The organism is Marinomonas sp. AWM4_232 (assembly GCF_056158325.1).
Map to the genome: position 1 here is coordinate 621,178 of NZ_JBSWTA010000001.1, position 25,473 is coordinate 646,650.

The following is a 25,473-nucleotide window of genomic DNA, read 5'->3' on the forward strand; positions in this document are numbered from 1 at the left end:
CTAAACCATTGCCTCACCGCCACCGCCAAGCACAATTTCACCGTTGTCAGCTAAACGTCGAGCAATAGATAAAATTTCTTTCTGTGCGACTTCCACTTCACTCACCCTAACAGGGCCTTTTGCTTCTAAGTCGTCTTTAAGCATATCAGCCGCACGAGAAGACATATTTTTATAAACTTTTTCCTGCATATCAGGATCAGCACCCTTGAGAGCCAAAATAAGCGTCTCTGATTCAACTTCACGAAGAATCGCTTGGATACCACGGTCGTCCACTTCCATAAGATTGTCAAACACAAACATTAGATCTTGGATGCTACCAGCCAAATCTTCGTCTACATCGCGGATAGATTCCATTAGTTCCGCTTCCACGGAACTATCAATAAAGTTCATAATGTTCGCAGCTGTGCGAACCCCGCCAATAGAGGTGGATTTAGTAGAATTATTACCGGAGAACTGACGCTCAAGAATATTGTTAAGCTCTTGCAACGCCGCAGGCTGAACTGTTTCAAGGGAAGCCACTCGCAAAACGATGTCTAAGCGAACCCGCTCGTCAAAGTTAGATAAGATATCTGCAGCCTGGTCTGGATCAAGATAAGAAATAACAATAGCTTGAATCTGAGGGTGCTCATAGCGGATAACATCGGCAACGGCTCTTGGTTCCATCCACTTTAGCGTATCCAAGCCTGTCGTGTTACCGCCTAACAAGATGCGGTCAATCAGGCTTCCTGCTTTCTCTTCACCTAACGCTTCCTTCAGCATATTGCGAATGTAGCCATCGGCTCCAAGTCCAAGACCTGTCTGGTCCCCCACTAGAATCAAAAATTCATCGAGTACTTTCTCAACTTGGTGACGCTGTACATTAGCCAGTTGTGCCATTGCTTGGCCGATGCGCTGCACCTCTTTAGGCCCCATATGCTTAAGAATTTGAGCGGCATCGGACTCACCTAAAGACATAAGCAAAACCGCTGCTTTTTGTATGGAGCTCATGTCCCCAGCTGCTGCTTCACTCATCTTAACCTTCCATTACCCATTGTTTAACAACCTGAGCCACACGTTCTGGCTCTTCAGCAATCAGACCTCGAATCGCGTTTAATTGACGCTCAATTTTCTCTGGAGATCCTGGTACCGACACATCCTCAGCACTCACCAAAGAAACTTGGTCATCTGAAATCTCATCGGTTTCATCGGCAAAAATAGCGGCTTCGGTGTCCTCGGCCACAGCAATTTTGTTCTGCTCACCCAACGTTTTAAGAATAGGCCTTACAACCATTAATAGCAGCAGTAGAATAAACATACCCACCAACACTGGCTGCAAAAGATCTAAGAACCAACTTTGTTGGTAGAACGGTACAGGTTCTATTTCTTCCGGTGGCTCCGGTGCTGCGAAAGGCGAGTTTATAACGCTAACACTGTCTCCTCGAGATGGATCATAACCCACCGCATCACGAACCAATAATGTTAAACGGCTGAGCTCTTCATCACTCCAAGGGGTTCTTACGATGGCTGCAGACTCAGGATCAATAGAAGCGATATCATCCACCACGACCGCTACCGATAAGCGGCGAACCGTTCCTTGTTGACGTTTGGTATAACTAATACTTCTATCTAGTTCAAAGTTTCGAGTGGTCTCTTCTCTTGATTGGCCATTATTCCCATTGGCATTGTTGCTGCCAATGGGTGCACCATTCTCATCAACCGCTTCGGGAATTGTCACCGCACCAGGAGGTTGATTGGTTAAAGAGCCAGGAACGCCACTATTGGCTGCGTTCGCTGAACGGCGCTCACGAAGAGTCTGTTCACTTCTTAGAGCAAGCAAATCCGGATTATATTGTTCATCAGTTTGCTCTACTGCGGTGAAATCAATATCCGCAGAAACCTCTGCTTTGAATCGCCCACCACCAACCACAGGAGACAATATATTATTAACGCGACTTAGTAGCACATCTTCTACACGTCTTGTGTATTCAAACTGCTTACCAGCAATTGATAACTCAGAGTTCGTATCTTTCTCTGTTAATAGAGTACCACGCTGGTCGACAACGGTTACTTCTTTATCACTTAACTGGGAAATGCTGGATGCGACAAGATTCACGATTGCATCGACTTGGCTTCGATCTAGCCTACGGCCAGGATATAGCTCCAAGAAAACCGATGCACTCGGCTTTCGAGTATCCCTGACAAATACGGATTCTTTAGGAATGGCTAAATGTACTCGAGCAGATTTCACACTCTGCAAACTGGTGATGGTGCGACTTAACTCGCCTTCTAAACCACGACGGTATCGGGTCGTTTCGACAAATTGAGAAGTACCTAGGGACTGCTCCTGATCCATGATTTCAAGGCCAACAATATTGTCGGAAACAATACCAGAACCTGCTAGTTTGAGCCTTGCTTGGTGATAAAACTCTCCTTCGACCAGCAACGCACCAGTATTTTCATCGAGCTTGAAAGGAATGTTGTTAACATTAAGAATTTCAACAATCTGATCGGCATTGTAATCTGTAATGCTACTTAATACAGGTTTGTAGTCTGGTCCAGAACTCCATAAGACAGCAGCCAAAGCAATAGCAATAGACGCAGCCAGACCGACCATCAGAGCAAGCTGACGAATCACCGTCAACTTATTGAAGCCAGTCAATAAATCTAAATAGAGCTTTTGCTCTGATCGTTCTGCTGGGACATTATCCATTCAGTACTGCCGCGTCTAACCCAATTATATGGGCATATTCATAATTTTCTCGTAAGCGTCCACCAGCTTGTTACGCACTTGGGTCATCGCTTCAAAAGACACACTGGACTTTTGTAATCCAATCATCACTTGTGGCAAATCTACTCCTTCTTCTCCACGCTCATAGGCTTGAGCAAGAGAAGTGGCTTCTTTTTGCACGGAATTGACGTTATCGACAGCAGTTTTCAGCATATCGGCAAAATCAGGTCGTTCTACTTCTTGGGTGGATTGCACAGAAGATCGATCAAGCCCAGCCGAGGTATTGGCACTAGGAGATTGAACTTGACTTCGCAAGTCTCGCATTTGAGAAAGTACCTGATTAATATCCGGTCTATCGGTCACCATCTTAATTGCACCCAAAAAAATCATTAATTTGTAGTAGCTTAGCACACTGACATTAAAAACTAGACTTAAAAATCAATCAACTTCTATGCCACTCTCTCGCATTTTTGCGATTTTGTAACGTAAGGTTCGTGGACTGATACCTAGTTTTTCAGCAACTTCTTTACGTTTACCTTTGGCATCAATCAAAGCTTGCGCAATAATTCTAAATTCATGCTGCTGAACACCTCGTCCTAATATAGATGCCGCCTCAACTGCGTCATCCTCTGATGGTTCATCCACTTTGGGAGCAGAGATCATATCAAAAACAATATGATCTTCACTGATCCTGCCCTGTCCACACAATATTAACGCACGCTGTATGACATTCTCTAATTCCCGTACGTTTCCAGGCCAGCCATGGGCTTCCAATTTACTGAGAGCAGAAGGCGATAAGCTTGCTGAGTCGATACGCATTTTCTGAGCATGCCTTAACAATAATGCTTCCGCCAAAGGTTGTATATCGCCTTTACGCTCACGGATTGGCGTCCAACGCAGAGGAAAAACATTTAAGCGATAATACAAGTCCTCTCGGAAACCACCTTCTCGCACATATTCAGACAACTCTCGGTTCGTGGTTGCAATGATCCTAACATCTAGCTTGATGGCCTTTTTACCACCTAAGCGCTCCACTTCTTGCTCTTGCAGAACACGCAGCAACTTAGCCTGCAAGCCCACATCCATCTCGGTGACTTCATCTAACAACAGAGTGCCGCCATTCGCCTGCTCAAACTTACCTGCCTGCGATGCCACAGCGCCAGTGTAGGCCCCTTTCTCATAACCAAACAACATGGCTTCCAGCATGTTTTCAGGAATCGCAGCGCAGTTAATCGCCACAAACGGCTGACTAGACCGGTTAGATACTGAGTGAATGTATTGTGCCAATACTTCCTTACCAGTACCGCTCTCACCACAAATTAAAACAGTTGAATCCGTGACAGCCACCCGTTTTGCCAATTCAAGCAAAGCAACACTTGAAGGGTCCTTGGCGATCGGTGCATTACTCTTTACTTTTGCCACTCGTGAGGTGTGTTTTGCAATGACATCTAATAGTTCATCTTCTTTAAACGGCTTTAACAAATAATCCACAGCACCGTTTCGCATCGCTTCAACAGCATGGCTGATATCACCATAGGCAGTCATCAACATGATGGGCAGTTCAGGAAACTGCTCAACAACATGCTGCAGTAAGCCATAGCCATCCATGCCAGGTAGGTTCACATCTGAGACAACCATATCAAAGTTCTGACGCTTTAACGCTAAAATTGCCTCTTCAGAACTCTCAACCATGGCACACTGATAACCAGCCAACAGCAAAGTATCTTCCAGCGCCTCCGCCAGCCCTCGATCGTCTTCAACGACTAACAAACTCACATCAGACATGTTAACTCCCTAAAATTGGCAATTTGATCGTCGCCTTTGTACCAACACCTGGCTGGCTTTCAATATTAAACGTTCCATGGTGGGCTCTCATAATGGCTTTTACCACCATCAATCCAAGACCTGTGCCATGTTGCTTAGTGGTCACAAAGCCTTCTTGTACTTTGCGTAGCTGTTCTTCATCCATCCCTCGACCACTGTCTTTGATTGTAATACTCAAAAGAGCATCTTGAGACAACGCGACAATTTCTACTGAAGCACCTCGCTCTGAGGCTTCAATAGCATTATTAATTAAATTTAACACCGCACCGATCAGCACTTCTTGATGACATTGAATCAAGCCATCATTCGAAACACATAGATCTTTTTTTAACAACGCATGATTTTGATCTGCCTGCTCTTGGGCACGCTCTGCTATTTTATTGAGCAGCTCGCTCACTGACACTTTTTCATCCAATTTAATATCAGACTTTGAAAAAATCAGCATGTCACGAATCTGCCGCTCAATATTATTTAATCGATCCGATAACTTACCCGAAAATCGCTGCCTCATATCCTCAGACAATGATTCCTTCCGCAAGTGCCCAGCATATAACATCGCAGATGATAGCGGGGTTCGTATCTGATGGGCTAACGCTGCCACCATTTTCCCCATGGTAGACAACCGCTCATGGTGCGCCAATTGTCGCTGCAGGGAGTGAGTCTCAGTCAAATCTACCAAAATGATAAGTTGCCCCGGAACATCACCCAGAGATGAGGTTTCGACCCGAACCCGCCTCCCCGTTACCATGGTAATTTCATGGCCATCATCTTTTTGTGGTCGAAAGCTTTTAGGAACAATATCGGCCCATTGACCACCTAAAATGGATTCACCAAACAGGCGATCGACGATCGGGTTTGTCATCACAACTCGACCTTCTGGATTAAGCAACATCACGCCAACTGGCATGGACTGAAACAACTGCTGGAACTGCTTCAGAAGCACTTTATTCTTTGATTCCTCTTCCCGCTTCGCCTGCTCAGCCCGCTCAAGCTTGGCAGTTAGCTGTCGAACCTGCATTTGCAAATCGTCATAAGAAGCCTGTAATGAGCGGGAAGTTTCTTCAAAAAGCACGAACGCTTCTTTTAAGCGGGCGATTTCCTGATCCTTATCCACTTAAAACTCCGACTTATCAATGCGATAACGGCGCATTTTTTCAATCAATGTTGTACGTTGAATCTGCAATAAGCTCGCAGCCTTTGATACCACGCCATTTGTAGACGTTAATGCATGGCGTATTAGCAGAGACTCTAAGTGCCTTACGTAAACATTTAAATTGACAGCTTGGGTACGTGGCATATTTGCTGAGTCAGCAAGACGACTGAGAAACGGCGTTATGTGCTCTTGGCGCCATGGTATTGGGCTACTGATAACGCCCTGATCAAGGTCCTCCTCAGAGCGTCGCAACCAAATAGCAGGTAGGGGAAGAGAGAGCTTAGTAATTTCGAGCAGACTGCCCACCACAAAAAAGTCCACCAACTCTCCCTGCTCTAGATCCTGTACGATATCGATATCTAGGAAGTGCAAAACAGGAGCAACTGCTTGCAACTCCTCTTGGCTAACACCAATTAAACAGGCTTTCATCATCTTCAATCACCAACCTAATTGATTCTAAACTTTAGCACAGAGTCAACCAAGACACAGGCTACCAGAGCAAGAAAATGAGAATAATTTCTTTATAGGGCAATAAGTTAACTATTTAGATTAGAAAATAGTTGATCAAATTCCTGTTCCGCAGTGAGGTCATCCTGATGCCAAGACAAACTGCCTAACAGCGGTGCAGAAATCATATTGTTTAGTGTGGCTAAATTTTCCTCATAAAACGGCATGTCGTGCTGCCCACCATTTGCGATCCATCCCGCAATAGGTAAGCCATCACGTCGAATCGCCTCCATCGTTAAAAACGCATGATTCAGACACCCTAAGCGCATATTCACCACAACGATAACCGGTAATTCTAGACGCTTCGCCAAATCTGATAGCAACTCTCGATCATTCAAAGGAACACGCCAGCCCCCCGCTCCCTCTACGATAGAAAAATCATGGGGAGTAAGTAAAGTGCCGCGCACAAATCCCTCTAATCGAGAAACCGTAACCAGTTTGTTTTCTTTCGCGGCTGCGATATGAGGTGCGATTGCTGGCTCAAACACAATGGGATTCACCTGCTCATATCGAAGCGCCACAGAGCCTGCCGCTTGAATTTGCAGAGCATCATCGTTACAGAGTTTGTCATTTACCATCTCAGCACCTGCTGAGATCGGCTTTACCCCCATTGTGCGCAACCCTTGTCGCGCTGCTGCCTTGAGCATTCCTACACTGACGTAGGTTTTACCTGCATCGGTATCCGTTCCAGTAATAAAAAACTGCTGTTTAGCCATGATCAACCTTTGTTAATTGAATAAATGCCACTTCATAGGAAAGGGGAATACCACGATCAGTTGTCTGCTGCTGGTAAGCAGACTCAAACGCTTTCCATCTTGAGGGAGACACCACATCTGTGCTTTCTGTTACTAAGGAGGCACCCACTTTTTTCAAGGAGTACACCGCCTCCTTTACACTGTCAAAATACACAGTGAGCGCTTTTTGCTCCGCACCAGCCACTTTAAAGCCAGCGTCACAGCAATGATTGAGAAGGGTTTCTAACTCTGGATATTGGTTGTGGTGTAAGCGACCATCGACCTGCTGCCAAGCTTCACCAAGTTCCGGCATTGAACCTTCCACTAGGGTAGCTACTAGCACCTGACCTTGTTCATTTAGTACCCTATACCACTCCTTAAATAGATGGTCAGGGTGTAGACACCATTGAATCGCTAGACTGGAAAAAATGCCGTCAAATGCGACATCTTTAAAAGGCAGCGATTCTGCATCGGCGCACACCAAACTTACGCCGGCCGCACGTTGCTGTGCTTGACGCAACATATCAAAAGACAGATCCAGAGCAACACAGGAAAGTTGCGGCTGCACAGAATGCATCGCCTCTAAAGCTCGCCCCGTCCCTGTGCCAATGTCCACCCAGAAATCATTAGGATTAGGCGCAAACCGAGTCATTAGCTCAGATAAAACCAACTCTTGAAACACAGCATATTGATCGTAGCTTTCAGCGGCACGGGAGAAGCGCATAGCGACTTTCTGTTTGTAACTGGTAATCGCTTCAGTGGAACGTATTGTCATGAATGTATTGGGTCATTAACGCCACAAATTGGGACGGATCTTCTAGAAATGGCTGATGAGCTAGCTCCGGCAGAGTCAACACGGTTTGCAAAGGGTTACTCGGAAATGCTTGTACAACATTTGGCGTTTCGACAAGCGCATCTTGAGCACCAAACACATGCAAGTTTGGTCGGTCTAGTAAGGCAATCTCACGGCGCACATCCAAGGTTTCTAGTAATGCCAAACCTCGCACTAATGCCTCAGGGTCAATGAGCTCTTTCGGCTGCAATTCAAGCAAATGCTTCGCTAAACCTTTGGGGTCTTTGGCACCTTGAGCTTGCAACGATAGAAAACGACGAAAACCTTTCTCTGGAAATGCCTTCACTAAGCCAAAAAACTGACTATACGCGTCTTCGGACATTCCCATTGGCCAATCGTCTGAGGCAACAAACTTTGGCGCACTCGCCACACTAATCACACCATTAGCGCAACTTGAGCGGCGGGCTGCGATGTAATTTGCCACCATTCCACCAAGTGACCAGCCAAGCCACCAACAAGGTTTAGGCGCCGCTCTAATCAACTGTTCTGCCAAGGCATCAATATCGTAATTAGGCCCAAAACGGTTGCGTTTATGCCAATTCGGATCAACCGAGACACCCGGCAAATTCGCCAGTACAACGTAAAAGTTTTCACTAAGCAAACGTGCCACGCCATGAAAGACTTCTTTCGGCATGGCCCAACCAGGGACCATAAAAATCGCAGGAGATGTTGGATCACCGAAGGCTTCTGTTTCAATAGGAGTACGCATAATTCATCACTTAGAGTCATCGTTAAAGATGCTATCTAGAGTATCACACAAATACTCAACATCCTTATGACTATGGTCGGCACTCAAGGTCAATCGCAAACGAGCCGTATTAGGAGGAACGGTTGGCGGTCGAATCGCCTTACAAAGAATGCCCCGCTGCATCAACTTATCACTGATGGCTAGAGCTGTTTCACTTGAGCCAATCAATAAAGGCTGAATAGCACTGTCAGAATCCATTATTTCACAAGGCCAAGACTCAGCTCGCTGACTCAAGTACTGCACATGACTGGATAGCATTTGACGCCTTTGCTGACCTTCCGCTGAGCGAATCAAACCAAGGCTTGCCAACACGGTTGCGGCAACCGCTGGTGGCATCGCAGTGGTATAAATATAAGGGCGAGCAAACTGGGTTAAGTAGTCGGCCATATCATTGGAGCAAGCAACAAAGGCTCCTGCCACACCAAATGCCTTACCAAAGGTCCCCATTAGAAAAGGCACCTGCTCTGCAGTTAAGCCATCTAACTCTAGACAACCTTTACCATGCTGACCTAAGCAACCTAGACCATGGGCATCGTCCACCACCAGTAACCAATCTTGCTGTTGAGCCAAATCTGCCAGTTCTACAAGTGGGGCTTTATCGCCATCCATACTAAAGATGCCATCGGTGGCTAACACACCCGGCATCTCAAGACGTTGCATATGCTTTTTCGCACTATCAGTGTCGTTATGCAGATAGCGCTTAAAAACAGCCTCGCTAAGGCGCGCACCATCTATTAGGGAAGCATGATTGAGCTTATCCATCAGGACAGGCCGTTGCTTACTAGCCAACGCCGAGATCACAGCCAAGTTGGCCATGTAGCCGGCACTAAATAGCAATACGCGTTCATAACCTAACCACTCACACAGCTCATGTTCAAGGGCATCGTGAATATCCAAGTGACCACAAACCAAATGCGAAGCACCACTGCCGACGCCATATTCTAGCGCCGCATCAGACATGGCTTGCTTAAGCACAGGGTGATTCGCTAGCCCTAAATAATCATTGGAGCAAAATGCCAAATATTCTTGACTATTTTGCGTTAGACGGGTTGTTTGCGGGCTGGCAACCACATGTGTAGAGCGAAACAAATGCTGCTCACGGCGCTCAGCTAGCGCAGTGAGCATCCACTCAGGCGTTTTAAACCGTGGCATCGTAGAAGAACTTAGCTTCTTCTTGGGCCTGCGCTTGCGCGGCAATCGCTTCCTCGACCGCCTCATCTGACACATCGTGACGCTGCTCTGGCATGATGCCCAGCTTATTAAATAGCATACGATCTTTATCGGCCTCTGGGTTACCGGTTGTCAGCAGCTTTTCACCATAGAAAATAGAATTAGCACCCGCCATAAAGCACAATGCTTGCGTTTGCTCACTCATACCTTGACGACCAGCAGACAAACGCACATGAGAGGTTGGCATGAGGATACGTGCTACTGCGATGGTACGGATAAATTCGAATTCGTCTAAATCGTCGACATTCTCAAGAGGTGTGCCTTCTACTTTCACTAGCATATTAATTGGCACACTTTCTGGGTGTGGAGTCATTTGAGACAGCTGACGCAATAAACCAACACGATCTTTCTGCTCTTCGCCCAAGCCCATAATGCCGCCACAGCAAAGTTTCACACCGTTATCGCGCACACGTGACAACGTGTCCAAGCGCTCTTGGTAAGAACGGGTTGTAATGATGCTGTCGTAAAACTCAGGAGACGTATCTAGGTTGTGGTTGTAGTAATCCAAACCGACTTCAGCAAGCTGCTTCGCTTGATCGTCGTTCAACGTTCCGAGCGTTACACAGGATTCAAGGCCAAGTTGCTTAACGCCTTTAATCATTTCCAACACATAGGGGAAATCTTTTTGCGAAGGATGTTTCCAGGCCGCACCCATGCAAAAGCGAGTCGCACCTTTTTCCTTCGCCAGTTGCGCTTCTTGCAACACTTTTTGGACTTCCATCAGTTTTTCTTTTTCCAGCTCTGTATTGTAGTGCCCACTTTGCGGACAATACTTACAGTCTTCTGGACAGGCACCTGTTTTGATCGACAGCAGTGTACTGACTTGAACTTGATTTGGTGCGAAATTAGCACGGTGAATGGTTTGCGCATGGAAGAGCAAATCCATAAAAGGCATATCGAACAGTGCTTGAACTTCCTGGCTAGTCCAATCGTATCGAGGTTGAGTCGCAATATTCACCGTAAGGCTCCATTATTTTATTGTTGCAAGGAACGCAATACTAATGACACTCAAAAATCTGTCAACTAGATTAACCACACTGGTTTACAAGCGAATACTAAAGAATCAATGCTGTGTTTGTGAAATCACAAACGAAGGCTCTCTGTGCGAGACCTGCCGCCAACTATTAGCCTACAATCAATGCCACTGCCAGCGCTGCGCAAGACCAGCGCAAACAATGCTAACCCTCTGTGGTGAATGCCAAACGTCTACAATCCACCTAGATCGTATAATTGCCCCACTAAGATATGAAGGCTTATGCCGTGGCCTTATTCGAAAAGCTAAATTTGAGCAGCAACCTCACCTTCTCTATCCATTGATTGAACTGCTTGTCGAACACATTTTACAACAAGACATTGAGCTGCCCACACATTGGTGCCTCATTCCCACCAGCGATGAATCCTTGAAAACACGGGGATTTTGTCAAACCACTCTCATTTATCGACAGCTGAAACGACAACTCGCCGAACATATCACCTCACCGATTAAACTATTCCCACTGGTTCGAACCAGCTCGATTTCAGCACAACATACGCGCTCAAAACAGGAGCGTCACAAGTTATCACACCGCCATTTCAGTACAAATAACACTGCTGCACCAAAACACATCGTGTTAATCGACGACATCGTAACCACAGGCAGCACTCTTAATGCCTGTGCTGAGACGCTACTGCGCTCGGGCGCAGAACGAGTGACGGCACTCACTTTGGCTCGAACACCAGAATAATCATCGGCCAATTTGGACACGTGACATCCTACTTGTTTATTCGTTAGTATCTCGGCTCTTTAGCCAATTGACCGTCAGGGCATAGCGACATGAACCAAGAAGAACGCGACGTTCTCATCGAACTCGATAAACAACTTTTATGGCATCCATACACGTCCATGAGCCATCCAACACCTCACTTTTTGGTGGAGAAAGCATCAGGCTGTCAAATACAGCTCGCCGATGGACGCAGCCTTATTGATGGCATGTCCTCTTGGTGGAGTGTGATCCATGGCTATAATCACCCAGCTATCAATCAAGCCCTACACACCCAGATCGATCAATTTTCTCATGTGATGTTTGGCGGCTTAACTCACCAGCCGGCGATTAGCTTGGGGCAGAAACTGGTCGACATGAGTCCGCCAACGCTGACTAGAGTTTTCTTTTCTGACTCGGGCTCGGTTTCTGTTGAAGTTGCACTTAAGATGGCGATCCAATATTGGAATACTCAAGAGCACCCCGAAAAGCAGCACTTTATCACCCCGCGCTCTGGCTATCATGGCGACACTTTCGCAGCCATGTCAGTATGTGATCCGGTTAATGGAATGCACGGGGTATTTCAGAAAGCACTGACATCACAGTTCTTTGTACCGCCGCCTCCAATAGGACTTACGCAACCCATTGACGCTGACTACCTAGCGGATGTTCGCGCTACCTTTGAGCAACACCACGAACAACTCGCAGGCTTTATCATTGAACCAGTTGTACAGAATGCTGGTGGCATGCGCTTTTACAATCCGGCTTACCTTGATGCTTTCAAAGCTCTTTGTGAGGAATTTAAGGTACTACTGATTTTTGATGAGATTGCCACGGGGTTTGGCCGAACAGGTAAGCTGTTTGCCGCAGAACATTGCACAATCGAACCTGACATTATGTGTGTCGGCAAGGCTCTAACAGGTGGCTACATAACACTTGCCGCCACGCTTACCAGCGACAAGGTTGCACTGGGCATTAGCCAAGAAGATGGCGTCTTTATGCATGGCCCAACATTTATGGGCAACGCGCTAGCGTGTAGTGCAGCCAATGCCAGTTTAGAACTCATCCAACAGAGCAATATAGAAGAAACAGTAACCAATATAGAGCAATGGCTTAAAGCTGCCCTTGCTCCCTGTGAATCTCTTGATATGGTTCAAAATGTTCGCTGCTTAGGTGCTATTGGCGTAGTCGAGCTTAAGCAAGCGGTGGACCTTCATCAGATTCAACCACTGTTTGTTGAGCAAGGGGTTTGGATTCGCCCATTTGGCAAATTAATTTACCTCATGCCGCCGTACATCATCCAAGAGGATGAAGTTAAAAAACTTGGACAAGCAATCTATACCGTTATCAATCAGCATTTCCAGTAAACTTTCCAGTCGACTGGCCCAACCAAAAAGACCGAGCTTAGCTCGGTCTTTTTTTAAATTACTTCCAATCCTACTGCTTCATCCGCTCAGCAAGGTTGCCTTGTTCGTACGCTTCTTCTTCGATGTGGGCAATGTTTGTCACAATATGCTCAGCCCGCTCGATACTCTCAATACTCAACTGATCTACATCCATCATTTGCTGATTCAACGAGTTCGCAACATCCGCCTGCTCCGCCGTCGCAAGGTTGATTTGCGCAGTCATATCAACAATGTGTCGGATCGCTTCTTCAATCGCATTCATACTATCGGCAACTTCCGTTACCCCCTGAACACCTTCATTTGCAACCGAAGCCCCTTTATCAATGGCTTCTAACACAGCTTGAGTATTTCGCTTCAACTCTTCTGTTGTTTCATGGATGCTTTGCGTTGCATCTTGAGTCCTGATGGCAAGCGCACGCACTTCATCTGCTACGACCGCAAAACCACGTCCTGCTTCACCTGCTCGGGCTGACTCAATGGCCGCATTCAAGGCAAGCAAGTTCGTCTGCTCGGCGATATCACTGATGGAGTTAACGAGATGGTTAATTTGATCACTCTGTTTCGCCAGATCAACCACCACATCTTTCGCTGCGTTCACTTCCGCATACACCCTCTGCATGGTGTCACCAGTGTGCTTAGCCATGTCACGGCTTGCTTTCGCCTTCTCTTCAACCGATGCCGTATCTTCTGCAGCAACACGCACATTGTCCGCTATTTGGTTAACGCTGGCCTGAAGTTGGGTGCTGGCTGACACAACTGTTCTGAAGCTATCTCGCTGCTTATTGAAATTCGCCAAGTTCGAAGTAACGCTTTCTTTGGCTAATTCTGCTCGCTGCTGCAATTGTTTTGAGCCGACCATCAAGCGATATCTAAACGTAAATGCCGCCGCCGTTTTGTGCAGTTGAGAAAAACTTAAAGCGACATTGGGACCGACTGCTTTAAAATATAAATACTGACCTATAGCGTTGTGTGCTTCTTGAGGAAGCTTGGCAATGGTCGAGCGTAAAGCATGACGCTGCGTCAGATTAAACGTCGCCCCTAAAATCGCTAAAATTGGGGATAAGATTTGCCACCATAACCAAGGGGAAAATAACCCCATGATTCCAAACACAACAAAAAAGATGGCATTTAGCCATGTCTGTCGCCACATCCAGCCTTTTAGGCGCGGAATATTTGGCACGGGATGCTTGCCACTGTTAACACGCTCATACACCATTTGCGCATGAGCTTTTTGCTCATTAGTCACCTTCTGGCGCACCGACTCGTAACCAATGACTTTACCATTATCAATCAATGGGCTTACATGAGCGCTGACCCAGTAATGATCACCACTTTTACATCGGTTTTTAACAATCCCCATCCAGCTACGACCCGCTTTTAAGTTTTCCCACATATCGGCAAACACTGCTGGTGGAACATCTGGATGACGAATTAGATTATGAGGCTGACCTATTAGCTCTTCACGCTCATAGCCTGCCACCTTACAAAAGTCATCGTTTACAAACGTTATACGTCCCTTTACGTCGGTACTGGAAACAAGGGTATAGTGCGCAGGGAAGTCATTCTCCCTGTTTGTAACAGACATCTTACGCATAGGTTCTCTCGATAAATCTAATTAATTATTAATCCTAACCTTAAGATTTACGTAGACTTTTCGCAACCAAAAGGCCGAAAAAATACTACTCGTCGTCAAAGTCACGGTAGGCATCAGGCGCCAAATCTTCAAAGCGGGTGAACTTACCAATAAAGGCTAAACGGCAAGTACCAATGGGGCCATTACGTTGCTTACCTATGATAATTTCGGCAATACCTTTATGTGGGGTATCTTCATGGTATACCTCATCGCGGTATACAAAGGAAATGACATCAGCATCCTGCTCAATCGCCCCTGATTCACGCAAATCCGAGTTTACCGGACGCTTATTGGGACGTTGCTCCAAGCTTCGGTTAAGCTGGGAAAGCGCAATAACAGGACAATTCATCTCTTTTGCAATGGCTTTCAAGGATCGAGAAATTTCCGAGATTTCGTTTGTTCGCCCTTCGCTGTAGCCTGGGATTTGCATCAACTGCAAATAGTCGACCATGATGAGGGCAACACCACCGTGCTCTCGGGCAATCTTACGGGTACGGGAGCGCATCTCTGTCGGACTAATCCCCGCCGTATCATCAATAAAAAGCTTACGGTCTTTCAGCATTTTGACCGCAGACATCAGTTTATCCCAATCTTCTTGGATAAGCTGACCTGAACGCATGCGTGTCTGGTCAATTCGACCCAAAGACGACAACATACGCATCATCAACTGCTCAGAGGGCATCTCTAAACTGAAAACGATGACGGGTAATTCGCTGATCATGGTGGCATTCTCCACCAAGTTCATCGCAAACGTCGTTTTACCCATGGATGGACGACCCGCCACAATGATTAAATCTGACGGCTGAAGACCTGATGTCATGCCATCTAGATCGGTAAAACCGGTACTAAGGCCAGTAATGGATCCTTCCTGATGATACAACTCATCAATTTTATCCACGGTCTTACTCAGAATGTCTGCAACCGCTCGTGGGCCACCTTTCTTTTCACCATCGCCGTTTAACTGAAAGATACGACGCTCAGCCTCTTCTAAAATATCTGAAGCTGACATTCCTTCTGGGTGGTAAGCACGATGATTAATATCATTGGCCGTGCTAATCAGGCGGCGCAATATGGCACGCTCACGTACAATCTCAGCGTACGAAGCAATGTTCGAGGCACTCGGTGTGGCTTCCACTACCTCGATAAGATAAGCAATACCACCAATCTCCTCTAACTCACCACGCTTATCTAAACGTTCACTGATGGTGACAACATCTGCTGGCTCCGTGTCATCTGCTAGTCGAGCGATTACAGCAAAGATTGCTCTGTGTTCAGGGCGATAAAAATCATCAGCGACCACCAACTCAGAAATTTTTTCCCAAGCCTCAGGATCTAGCATCAAACCACCGATGACAGAACGTTCTGCTTCGATGGAATATGGGGGCAATTTAATGGAGGATACTTCTGAATCTTCTACTTGCACGTAACACTCTCACGTAGATGGGGATTGAAAAAGGCTTTAAAGCTTATCACTCTGCTTTAAAAACACCAGACTGATTCACTAAAAATCTAGACACAAAAAAAGGCACTCCGCCAAAAGCGGAATGCCTCTCTTTGAAGCAATAATTTCGTTAGAAATTACTGAGCTACAACGTCTAGAGTAACTGCAACAGTCACTTCAGAGTGTAGTTGAACGTCAACTTCGTAAGTACCTACGTTACGTAGAGCACCTTCTGGAAGACGTACTTCAGATTTAGCAACTTCAACGCCACCTGCAACGATCGCATCAGCGATGTCACGAGTACCGATAGAGCCGAATAGCTTACCTTCATCACCAGCGTTAGCTGTGATAGTGAACGTTTTGCCTTCTAGAGTTGCTGCACGAGCTTGTGCTGCTGCAACGCGCTCAGCTGCTTGAGCTTCTAGCTCAGCACGGCGCTCTTCGAAAGAAGCCAAGTTCGCTTTGTTAGCCATTACAGCTTTTTTGTTTGGAATCAAAAAGTTACGCGCAAAACCTGGTTTAACAGTAACTACGTCACCGATACCGCCTAGTTTGCCTACTTTGTCGAGTAGAATCACATTCATCTCGATCACCTCTAAAATAAATTAACTAGCTTTTAATTGATGTCGGAAGGGGTTGATTGCAAGCGCCCTCGAATGTCTACAAAGCTATCGACCACCGCAAGGAAGATCAGAATATTCGCAAAATACACACTCAGAACTAACAAACCAATCAGATAAAAAAGTACCAATCCGACCATCCCAATTTTTTTCAATGCCAGAATACCATGCACCAAGGCCAAACCCGGGATCACAAGGGCAGGGATAGCAGCTCGAGACAACACCTCAAAACCACCACCTAGGCTTTCACCAACCAGCACCATTGCGCCGAGAATCAATGCCACGACAAGCGGCAATCTAAATTGGTGAAATTCTTTCTTTAAACCGCCTGGGTTGTATAACTTCGCTTGCCAACGACGCGCTAAAAATAGCACCGCCACAGCAATGTAAGCTTGTACAACTGACATAGCGATCACCGCCTGCTGAATGATCACTTCCTTGGAAGGAAGGTCGCCATCCACCTCATTGCTTAATATGTGCTGGATCAGTTCTGCAACCATATCCAACAAACTTGCCATGAGTAGCGGCTGAATCAGGGATGATAGAACAGCCAGTATACTGGCTCCTAACATCACCCAAGCCCACGACACTTTCTCTCTTAACACATAGGCTAAAATGAATGTGTCAATCAGCACCATCAGTGCTGTTGCATCTCCTTGGATCGTCCACAGCACAATGGCTGGTAGTCCGCCCCAAGCGATGACAGGTATTCCGTCTTTTACACCTTTTCGAAGTACCACCAGTCCGAGGACTGCTGCGCCCAGCCAAAACATCATTGGAATGATACTAGACAATGCAACCACAAGGATGGCATTGTTGCGTTTAATCATTACCCAGTTAGCTAAACCGCCCATAGTAATACTTCTTACGTCACTTATTAGTTGAAGTGACCGTCAGTGTAAGGAAGCAAAGCAATGTAGCGAGCGCGTTTGATAGCAGTCGCTAGCTGACGCTGGTAACGTGCACGTGTGCCAGTGATACGGCTTGGTACAATTTTACCAGTTTCAGTGATGTAACCTTTTAGAGTGTCTAGATCTTTGTAATCGATCTCTTTAACGCCTTCTGCAGTGAAGCGGCAGAATTTACGACGACGGAAAAAACGAGCCATAATGTATCTCCTAATTAATCAATTATTCAGCAGAGTCATCTGCAGCTTTATCAGCAGCAGCTTCTGTTGGTTTTTGCTCTTCACGCTGTGGAGCAGAACGGCGCTCTTCACGGCTTTCAGAAGCTTTGATCGGAGACACTTCAGTCACCGCTTCTTTACGACGGATAACTAGGTTACGGATGATCGCATCGTTGTAACGGAAAGTGTCATTTAGCTCAGCCATCACACCTTCAGACGCTTCAATGTTCATAAGAACATAGTGCGCTTTGTGGATTTTGTTGATTGGGTAAGCTAGTTGACGACGGCCCCAGTCTTCAAGACGGTGTACTTGACCGCCATCTTCAGTGATCAAGTTAGTGTAACGCTCGATCATTGCTGGAACTTGTTCGCTTTGATCTGGGTGTACCAGAAACACGATTTCATAATGACGCATGATTGCTCCTTATGGGTTCTTAGTCTCCACGCTTCCCCCGTTAAAAAGCTGTGAGACAAGGAGTAGTGATTTACGGGGATGCGAATTATATACCGACTAAGCAAATTTAAAAAGACTTTATGAGTATTATTTAACCGCCACAGAGCATACTTTCGGCGCAAGCAATCAAAGTAACTTCATCATTGAGATCTCGACATCGAAACGGTAACTCGTTATGTTGAGCATCGACTGTCTTTCGTAACACAGACACGCACCTTTAAAATTGATGTTTGAAAGGATTCATGATGCCTGCTTTTGTCTATTTATTACTGCCAATCCTATTTTGGTCTGGAAATTATGTTCTAGGGCGACTAACTGTATCTGGCGGCATTGACCCTTACACCATTTCGTTCTTTCGTTGGAGCTTTGCTTGTTTACTTATTCTGCCGTTCGCTTACGGAAAAATCCGCCAAGATTGGCCTCTTGTAAAACAGCATTGGGCAATGCTGGTTTTCTTTGCATGGCTGGGTATCTGTAACTACAACCTGTTTCTCTATATCGGCTTAACATCGACCACTGTCACCAACGCTGTACTGCTGAATTCCATCATGCCAGTCATGATCTTAATTACAGCAAGAATATTGCTTGGCAATAAAACTAACTTCTTACAAAATGCGGGGATTTTAATTTCCACTCTGGGAGCGATTGTCATCGTCAGTCGAGGCAGCCTCGATACATTTCTCCATCTGACCATATCAAAAGGTGATCTGTGGATAGTTACTGCGGCGGTGAGCTGGGCCATTTACTCGGTACTGCTCGTTAAACGCCCTCCAATGCATCTACTGAGCTTTTTTGCGGTGACGGCCATCATTGGGACCGCCATACAGTTCCCCATTTATTTATTCTTCTCAAGCACCAACATTGCTACGCTCACAACAGCCCATTGGGGGGCCATTGTTTACATGGCGATTTTTGCCTCCATTGGTGCATTTATTTGCTGGAATACCGGCATCCAAAAACTCGGAGCCGCGACTGCAGGTCACTTCATCCACCTACTCCCAGTGTTTAGCATTTTCTTATCCGTATTGTTTTTGAATGAGGCCATTCAAGGCTTCCACGGCATCGGCATCTGTTTGATCTTTTCAGGCATAGCCATCGCTACCATTGTTAGTCAACGCCTTCAGCGTCAGGCGATTAACACTTAAGCTTTCTTTTTACTTAAGCGAGCACTGAGCAAAATACTCACGAAGATCAACATTGTCCCAGAAATGGCCAGCCAATCTGGGACATGCCCCCAGATGGCCCATCCCCAAAACCCAGCAAAGACAATACCAATATAACTCACTGGAGAAACCACACTTGCAGGGGCGTAAGTATAAGCTTTCGTATAAAGGAACATTCCCACATACAAAGTGACCGACACCAACAACACCCACAGCCAGGTATCAGCAGGTAGCGCTAGGCTCTCCCCTTGCACCAATGCTAACGGCAATGACAAGAGTGCAGAAAAGCCAAAGTAGACAATCATGTTTTCCTGACCAGAAACATGACTACTGAGCAATCGCGTGGTCACCATCGAGAAAGCCAAGCCAACGGCGGATAAAAAGCCAATAATATGCCATGGATTGAAATGATCAGGTGTGGGGTTAATCACCAAGGCCACACCAATAAAACCAATAAACAAAGGCAACCATCGCGCTTTAGGAATCATAACTCGATGCATCGCCAACACTACAAATGGCACACATAGAGGAGCACAAGAACGTAACAAAGACGCTTCCACCAGTGGGATATGATTTAGCGCCCAATAATAGAAAAGGAAACCAGATAAGCCACCGAGACTTCGTAAGAAATGCGCCTTCACCACATGCAGCGGACGGCGCTCCCACTTCCCCCACATCTGTGGCAAGAGTACCAGCACACAAAACAAGCTCTGCCAAAACACCAACACCGGAACCGCGATCTGTGTTTGCACTTGCTTCGCGGCCACAGCAGTGATGGACATAATAAATGCATAAGCAACCGTTGCATAAATGCCTTTCTTAACTAAGTAGACATCACTCAATTTAGCGTCCTTAACTGGATTTAAGCTGGATGAAGGGAGAGCATCTATGATGAACGGATTAAGGCGCTGATGAAATACTTAAATAGTCGCAAAATGGTGATTCTGGAGCAGAGTCGTACAATTTTTTCGCATCAGTTTGTGCAACAATTTGACCATTCTCGATGAGCAATATTTGCCCACCTAACAACACAGCATCCGCAGGGCTGTGTGTCACCATCACAGTGGTCCACTGATACGTTTGCGTTAATCGACCAATTAACGCCAGCATATCCGAGCGCAACTTGGGATCCAGCGCACTAAAGGGCTCATCCAGAAGCAAAATAGGCTTATCTCTCACCAACACACGAGCAATGGCCACTCGCTGCGCCTGCCCCCCTGACAACTGATCTGGGTATTTGGCATGACAGTCAGAGAGCTGGACTTGCTCTAGAGCCCAGATGACTGTCTCTTTCTGTGCGCTGGATAGCGAGCGAGAAGCACAAATACCAATCGCAACATTATCCCAGACAGAAAGTTGCGGAAATAAGTTATCACTCTGAAAAAGAGTGGTAATAGGACGCTCAAACGGAGGTTTCAGAGACAGATCTTGACCAGCAAAGCCAATACTTCCTTGTCCCACAACGTAACCACCTAAAAGAGACAACAGTGTGCTTTTCCCACATCCACTTGCCCCCAAAATAGAGGTCGCACCAACGGCCAGCTGCCCCTGATAATGCGCCTCAAAGCTTTGCCACTGATATTGCACATCAAACGACAGCACGACGACCTCCTAGCAGACGCGTAATTCCATAAAAAAGCACTAAGCACAAACCAATCAATACGACCGCCACACATGCCCCTTGTTCAACTCGATATGAACCGATCAGCTGATACAGATACATAGGCAGAGTTTCCAACCCTTTCGAGCCAAACAGCGCAACTACGCCCAGATCACCCAAACTCAGTAACACCGCATAAGCCAAGCCTTGAGCCAAAGCCGAACGAATCGTCTGCCATTCAAGACGCAATCGAGACCAGCCAACGATATTCATTTGCCAGTACAACTGACGAAAGCGCTTCTCCTGCTGGTACATCATCGGCATGATCGACCTCAACACAAAAGGGAGAGCCATCACCGCATTGACCCAGACAACAATCCAATAAGCATGTTTAATACTCACCCCTAAATGGCGAAACAGCAAAAACAACCCCGTTGCTAACACAAGGCTTGGCACCATCAAAACAAGATTACCTGACTGCTCCAGTCGTACCGCCCAACGATTTCGACGCGGGTGCCAGCGCCACGCTCGTGCAATGGCCGCAATACTCAACCCCATTAACAGCGCCAGCACGCCAGAAGGCAAAGCAATGCGTACTGAGTGCCAAAGCCCCCACCATAACTGAGAGTCCAATAAACTCAGCCAAAATAACTCACTAAAAATGGGTGACAGAATGGCAACAAACGGCGGCAGCACCCAAAGCAACACCAGCGCGAGGACGCCATAGTCTAGGCAACTCGCCCATTTACTGGACCGCAAAGGTAAACGTCCCCCTTGATACAAACTCACATCTTGACGAACTGGCGGTGCAAATCGGTACACTGCCACAGCCACTACGGAGCAAATCACCACCTGAAGCAAAGACAAATAGCTGGCTTTGTTTAAGTCAAACTCAAAACGCAACGCCTGATAAATCGCCACTTCTAAGGTGCTTGAGCGAGGCCCTCCGCCAAGACTCAACACGACGGCAAAGCCAGAAAAGCACAGCATAAAAATCAGCAAAAACACCCCAGGAAGGTTTTTCTTCAGGTAATGCCATTCCACTAGCTGAAACACTCGCCAGCGCGATAACCCCAACTGACTGGCGAGACGCCATTGAGCATCAGGAATCAGGTCATAGGCCTGTAAAATAACTCGAACCGCCAACGGCATATTAAAGAAAACATGCGCAATTAAAATGCCACCCAGTCCATACAAAGGAAAAGGCTGACCAAACAAAGCGGTAAACCAGCCATTACGGCCATAAACAACCACAATACCGAGGATGGCCACAATCGTCGGCACAACCATTGAAATAGCAAACAGAGAAAGTAGCGTTTGTCGTCCCCAAAAGCGTCGATGAAATAAGCAAGACGCCATCGGGATGGCCAACAATATGCTCAGTAAGGCACTGAGGCTGGCCTGCATAAAAGAAAAGCGCACCACACGCCAAGTGTAAGGATCAGAAAAGAAACTCCCCCAAGAACTTGGCGAAGCATAACTGAGCAGCGCCACCAGCGCTGCCAGAGCAATCACAGAATATAATGAAACGCCCAGCCAAGCTGGGCGTAAATGCGCATTAGAAAACAATGTTTAACGAGTCGTCGCCTCCAACCACTCATTCACCCAAGCCTGACGGTTTTGCGCCACTTTCTCAGCGTCTAACGTCAGCACCTTGGTTGGCTGTGGTTGTGATGTAAATGCTTCTGGCAGAGGGTCAACATTCTCCATCACTGGATACATCCAGTTACCAGTCGCCACAACATTTTGGAAGCCTGGCTCAAGGATAAACTGCATGAACTGCTCAGCTAGCCCTTTGTTTGGAGCGTTTTCTAACATCGCTGCCACTTCGATCTGAGGGTAAAATCCTTCGCTTGCTTCGGCCGCTTTGTACTTATGCTCCCCTTCAGCAACAATGTGGTAAGCAGGAGAAGTGGTATAACTTAGCACCACATCCGCTTCACCTTTTAAGAATAAGCTATAACCGTCGTACCAGCCCTTAGTAACCGTCACAGTGTGATCTGCAAGTTTCGCCCAAGCATCCGCCGCTTGATCACCGTAGACCGACTTCATCCAAAGCAGCAAACCTAATCCCGGTGTTGACGTACGTGGGTCTTGGTAAATCACTGTTAGGTCTTGGTTCTCAACTACGTCTTTTAAGGACGCTGGTGGGGTTTCCAGTTTTTCACTGTCATAAATAAAAGCAAAATAGCCTTGGTCGAATGGTACAAAGTATGAATCATCCCAGCCGCCAGGCGTGGTCACAGCAGAAGTGTCAACGCTGTGCTTAGCCAATAAACCTGACTTCTTAGCCGCCTCCATTACATTGAGATCAAGCCCCAGTAAAACATCGGCTTCAGACGCGTCACCTTCAAGCTGTACACGGGACAAAATGCCGACCGATGAGTCCAACGTAACAAAGTTCAGCTCACAGCCACACTCTGCTTCAAAGTTGGCTTTGATCCTCGGACCTGGGCCCCACTCAGAGGCAAAAGAATCGTAGGTGTAAACATTCAGCGTTTGGGCCGATACCAAGCTACAAGACAACAAAGCTGTCGCAGAAAGCGCAAAAGATTTAAAGGACATAGTCGCTCCATAAATGAGCGGCGTATAACTGGATTGGCAAGATGTGAAGGGCTTGCTATCTCAATTCCTACGCCAGCATGATCTGGTTCAGGTTCAATGGGTTAGCCATCAATGGCTTCTCAGCGGCAAACGCCACACCCCATGAGATACAGGTGTTTTAAAACGGGGTTATTCTAGCAGATACACAGTAAGTTTAGACATAGCAACCTAGATCTAAAAAAACCAGTGTTAAATTTTCCTAGCAACCCTAATCGCACGCTGATACCGAATGTAACGATTGATTGACGCAATCGATATTCGATCAACAAAAACCAAATGCCATAAAGAAGGTAGCCATGGATTACAGATGCGCTCTACTTCACGCAATGTGGAACGAAGCAATTCACCACGTAATGAGCGAATCTCTCTGGCTAGCTGGCAAAGTGTACGAATTTTCAATTCAAGATAAGCTGAGCGTTGTTGTTTCGTCTTAACAAAGGAACCAATCTCTATGATGCATTTTAACCAGCTTTTATAGGCGCCCGTTTTATACTTACCGCCTGTCGCGCCAGCAGTGTGTATACGATAGTGATAGACAACATCTGGAATTATTAACAAAGACTTGGCTTTGCTAAACACTTCTGCGCAATACAGTAGATCTTGAGCCATGTTGAAACCTGGAGTAAAACGCTCATCCTTAAAAGAAGACGCGCGAAAGATCTTACCCCAAGGGTGCCCACGTAACTTATCATGTTGTAAAAGCGTCGTTAAACAGTCCTCGCCATAAATTGTCTCTTCACGAGAGATGTTCTCTTTAACTTTATTATTTCCAAAAGAAATATTAGACCCTTTTACAATGTCCGCACCACTACGCTCAATTGCTTGATACAAGGTTTCAATTGCAGTAGTAGGCAAAATGTCATCAGGGTCGACATACATCAAATACTTACCCCGAGCTTTTTCTAAACCAGAATTTCGAGCAACTGCACTACCACCATTCTGCTGATGTTCGATCAGATCAATATTGGTATATTCAGCCGCATACTGACGACAAATTGCGGCGCAATTATCAGGAGACTGATCTTCTATTAAAATGATTTGCAAACGACCAGCAAAAGTCTGTTTGAGTAAGGAGTCAATACAAGTGGCAATATATTGCTCAACGTTATAAACCGGTACAATTACAGATACATCAAACATTAGCTAATATCAATCCCATAATGCCCAGCAATTGCCAGCCACTGCTTACAATTATCGTTATCCCCAATATTACTTTTCATCAACGAGTATTTTTGCGTCAACAAGATAGGTAGCGGCTCAGGGTTAGGACAACTGGATTTATAAACTTTCGTCCCTTGTAAATGAGCCATCGCCTTAAACCAAAAATCATCTGCTTTAGGGGCAAGCTTCATATATAATTCTTCATTAAGTACATCTTTATAAAGGCAACCTGGGGGATATAGAACGCCTCCCCACCCCACAGCTAAGGTTCGATCAGAACTATGCCCCAGCTGTTCCGAAGACCATTTTTTATAAGGCATCAAGCCTTGTTCGTTAAACCCAAACGCTCGGCACATATGCGCTACCACAGCATCAGGGTGCTTAGCATGTTCCTGCAACAAACGTTCCAACCAGTCTCGTGGATACATTAAGTCGTCATCGCACGTCACTATGTATTCATCTGGGTGAATTTTTAGCGTTTCAATCAATTTACGATGGGAAGAAGTGCTGTCACTAAAACGTATTTCGAAGCGCTCTGACTCCAAGTCTAGAAGGGATGCAGGCAACTTAGGCTGTAGATCATGATGTACCCAAAGCACTATTTTTTTAAACGAGACGCTCTGACACAAGAGGCTACGAATCACATAATGCAGCCTTGGTAAGCGATACTCGATTGTTGTCAGGGAGATCAGTACCTGAGGCTTACCAACACTTACCGCCCTAGGCTCAGTTGAGTCCATGTATCTCAACTTAATCATTCCCATAATTGA

Annotated in this window: 26 protein-coding genes and 1 riboswitch; of the genes, 3 read left to right on the plus strand and 23 right to left on the minus strand. The window is 46.2% G+C overall.

Annotated features, from left to right (window positions below):
• From fliG to bioB, 11 genes are all read right to left on the minus strand, one after another.
• The gene (fliG, locus tag ACXAC1_RS02985) at positions 1 to 1,011 is read right to left on the minus strand and encodes a flagellar motor switch protein FliG (RefSeq protein ID WP_475058577.1); all 1,011 of its coding nucleotides are present in this window, start codon (positions 1,009 to 1,011) and stop codon (positions 1 to 3) included.
• 1 nt (position 1,012) lies between these two features.
• Positions 1,013 to 2,689: a flagellar basal-body MS-ring/collar protein FliF gene (fliF, locus tag ACXAC1_RS02990; protein ID WP_475058579.1), complete on the minus strand. Its 1,677-nt coding sequence runs from the start codon at positions 2,687 to 2,689 to the stop codon at positions 1,013 to 1,015.
• A gap of 24 nt (positions 2,690 to 2,713) precedes the next feature.
• Positions 2,714 to 3,073, minus strand: coding sequence for a flagellar hook-basal body complex protein FliE (fliE, locus tag ACXAC1_RS02995; RefSeq protein WP_475058581.1), 360 nt, complete (start codon positions 3,071 to 3,073; stop codon positions 2,714 to 2,716).
• Between the two features lie 72 nt (positions 3,074 to 3,145).
• The gene (locus tag ACXAC1_RS03000) at positions 3,146 to 4,492 is read right to left on the minus strand and encodes a sigma-54-dependent transcriptional regulator (RefSeq protein WP_475058584.1); all 1,347 of its coding nucleotides are present in this window, start codon (positions 4,490 to 4,492) and stop codon (positions 3,146 to 3,148) included.
• Position 4,493: 1 nt separating this feature from the next.
• On the minus strand, positions 4,494 to 5,645 hold the full coding sequence (locus tag ACXAC1_RS03005) for a sensor histidine kinase (protein ID WP_475058586.1): 1,152 nt from the start codon (positions 5,643 to 5,645) through the stop codon (positions 4,494 to 4,496).
• The gene (locus tag ACXAC1_RS03010; protein WP_475058587.1) at positions 5,646 to 6,116 is read right to left on the minus strand and encodes a helix-turn-helix domain-containing protein; all 471 of its coding nucleotides are present in this window, start codon (positions 6,114 to 6,116) and stop codon (positions 5,646 to 5,648) included.
• 104 nt (positions 6,117 to 6,220) lie between these two features.
• The gene (bioD, locus tag ACXAC1_RS03015) at positions 6,221 to 6,907 is read right to left on the minus strand and encodes a dethiobiotin synthase (protein WP_475058590.1); all 687 of its coding nucleotides are present in this window, start codon (positions 6,905 to 6,907) and stop codon (positions 6,221 to 6,223) included.
• On the minus strand, positions 6,900 to 7,700 hold the full coding sequence (gene bioC / locus ACXAC1_RS03020; RefSeq protein ID WP_475058592.1) for a malonyl-ACP O-methyltransferase BioC: 801 nt from the start codon (positions 7,698 to 7,700) through the stop codon (positions 6,900 to 6,902). Before bioC ends, bioD begins: the two co-directional genes overlap by 8 nt.
• Entirely contained in the window at positions 7,681 to 8,487 is an 807-nt protein-coding gene (locus tag ACXAC1_RS03025) for an alpha/beta fold hydrolase (RefSeq protein ID WP_475058594.1), read from the minus strand. The genes bioC and ACXAC1_RS03025 overlap by 20 nt, the downstream gene beginning before the upstream one ends.
• A 6-nt stretch (positions 8,488 to 8,493) precedes the next feature.
• Complete coding sequence (gene bioF, locus ACXAC1_RS03030; protein ID WP_475058597.1) at positions 8,494 to 9,678, minus strand: 8-amino-7-oxononanoate synthase; 1,185 nt, start codon at positions 9,676 to 9,678, stop codon at positions 8,494 to 8,496.
• Positions 9,665 to 10,651 carry a biotin synthase BioB gene (gene bioB / locus ACXAC1_RS03035; RefSeq protein ID WP_133562883.1) on the minus strand — a complete coding sequence of 329 codons (987 nt, stop codon included), beginning with the start codon at positions 10,649 to 10,651 and terminating at the stop codon, positions 9,665 to 9,667. Before bioB ends, bioF begins: the two co-directional genes overlap by 14 nt.
• A gap of 106 nt (positions 10,652 to 10,757) precedes the next feature.
• Between bioB and ACXAC1_RS03040 the strand changes: the two genes are divergently transcribed.
• Complete coding sequence (locus tag ACXAC1_RS03040; RefSeq protein ID WP_475058600.1) at positions 10,758 to 11,480, plus strand: ComF family protein; 723 nt, start codon at positions 10,758 to 10,760, stop codon at positions 11,478 to 11,480.
• A gap of 89 nt (positions 11,481 to 11,569) precedes the next feature.
• Positions 11,570 to 12,862: an adenosylmethionine--8-amino-7-oxononanoate transaminase gene (bioA, locus tag ACXAC1_RS03045; protein WP_475058602.1), complete on the plus strand. Its 1,293-nt coding sequence runs from the start codon at positions 11,570 to 11,572 to the stop codon at positions 12,860 to 12,862.
• Positions 12,863 to 12,932: 70 nt separating this feature from the next.
• On the opposite strand, the gene ACXAC1_RS03050 is transcribed toward bioA, so the two are convergent.
• The 6 genes from ACXAC1_RS03050 to rpsF all read right to left on the minus strand — a co-directional run bounded on the left by ACXAC1_RS03050 (position 12,933) and on the right by rpsF (position 18,136).
• The gene (locus ACXAC1_RS03050; RefSeq protein ID WP_475058605.1) at positions 12,933 to 14,495 is read right to left on the minus strand and encodes a methyl-accepting chemotaxis protein; all 1,563 of its coding nucleotides are present in this window, start codon (positions 14,493 to 14,495) and stop codon (positions 12,933 to 12,935) included.
• An 85-nt stretch (positions 14,496 to 14,580) separates the two neighbouring features.
• Positions 14,581 to 15,957: a replicative DNA helicase gene (gene dnaB, locus ACXAC1_RS03055; RefSeq protein ID WP_228190914.1), complete on the minus strand. Its 1,377-nt coding sequence runs from the start codon at positions 15,955 to 15,957 to the stop codon at positions 14,581 to 14,583.
• A gap of 155 nt (positions 15,958 to 16,112) precedes the next feature.
• Entirely contained in the window at positions 16,113 to 16,559 is a 447-nt protein-coding gene (gene rplI, locus ACXAC1_RS03060; RefSeq protein WP_133562552.1) for a 50S ribosomal protein L9, read from the minus strand.
• Positions 16,560 to 16,591: 32 nt separating this feature from the next.
• Positions 16,592 to 17,449 (minus strand): hypothetical protein, encoded by an 858-nt coding sequence (locus ACXAC1_RS03065; protein WP_475058609.1) that lies wholly within the window; start codon positions 17,447 to 17,449, stop codon positions 16,592 to 16,594.
• 23 nt (positions 17,450 to 17,472) lie between these two features.
• A complete protein-coding gene (gene rpsR, locus ACXAC1_RS03070) occupies positions 17,473 to 17,703 on the minus strand; it encodes a 30S ribosomal protein S18 (protein WP_115468597.1) in 231 nt (76 codons plus the stop codon).
• A gap of 22 nt (positions 17,704 to 17,725) precedes the next feature.
• Positions 17,726 to 18,136 (minus strand): 30S ribosomal protein S6, encoded by a 411-nt coding sequence (rpsF, locus tag ACXAC1_RS03075; protein ID WP_199460157.1) that lies wholly within the window; start codon positions 18,134 to 18,136, stop codon positions 17,726 to 17,728.
• Between the two features lie 281 nt (positions 18,137 to 18,417).
• On the opposite strand from rpsF, the gene ACXAC1_RS03080 reads away from it, so the two are divergent.
• Entirely contained in the window at positions 18,418 to 19,320 is a 903-nt protein-coding gene (locus ACXAC1_RS03080; RefSeq protein WP_475058612.1) for a DMT family transporter, read from the plus strand.
• Here ACXAC1_RS03080 and ACXAC1_RS03085 read toward each other — a convergent pair.
• The 6 genes from ACXAC1_RS03085 to ACXAC1_RS03110 all read right to left on the minus strand — a co-directional run bounded on the left by ACXAC1_RS03085 (position 19,317) and on the right by ACXAC1_RS03110 (position 25,443).
• Entirely contained in the window at positions 19,317 to 20,180 is an 864-nt protein-coding gene (locus tag ACXAC1_RS03085) for a DMT family transporter (protein ID WP_475058614.1), read from the minus strand. The genes ACXAC1_RS03080 and ACXAC1_RS03085 overlap by 4 nt on opposite strands.
• A gap of 58 nt (positions 20,181 to 20,238) precedes the next feature.
• Complete coding sequence (locus ACXAC1_RS03090) at positions 20,239 to 20,940, minus strand: thiamine ABC transporter ATP-binding protein (RefSeq protein WP_475058617.1); 702 nt, start codon at positions 20,938 to 20,940, stop codon at positions 20,239 to 20,241.
• A complete protein-coding gene (thiP, locus tag ACXAC1_RS03095; protein ID WP_475058619.1) occupies positions 20,927 to 22,507 on the minus strand; it encodes a thiamine/thiamine pyrophosphate ABC transporter permease in 1,581 nt (526 codons plus the stop codon). Before thiP ends, ACXAC1_RS03090 begins: the two co-directional genes overlap by 14 nt.
• A 3-nt stretch (positions 22,508 to 22,510) precedes the next feature.
• Positions 22,511 to 23,503, minus strand: a complete 993-nt coding sequence (gene thiB / locus ACXAC1_RS03100; RefSeq protein ID WP_475058620.1) for a thiamine ABC transporter substrate binding subunit — start codon at positions 23,501 to 23,503, stop codon at positions 22,511 to 22,513.
• 46 nt (positions 23,504 to 23,549) lie between these two features.
• A riboswitch (TPP riboswitch) is annotated at positions 23,550 to 23,655 on the minus strand.
• Between the two features lie 76 nt (positions 23,656 to 23,731).
• Positions 23,732 to 24,682: a glycosyltransferase family 2 protein gene (locus ACXAC1_RS03105; RefSeq protein ID WP_475058622.1), complete on the minus strand. Its 951-nt coding sequence runs from the start codon at positions 24,680 to 24,682 to the stop codon at positions 23,732 to 23,734.
• Positions 24,682 to 25,443: a glycosyltransferase family A protein gene (locus tag ACXAC1_RS03110; protein ID WP_475058625.1), complete on the minus strand. Its 762-nt coding sequence runs from the start codon at positions 25,441 to 25,443 to the stop codon at positions 24,682 to 24,684. The genes ACXAC1_RS03105 and ACXAC1_RS03110 overlap by 1 nt, the downstream gene beginning before the upstream one ends.
• Between the last annotated feature and the right edge of the window lie 30 nt (positions 25,444 to 25,473).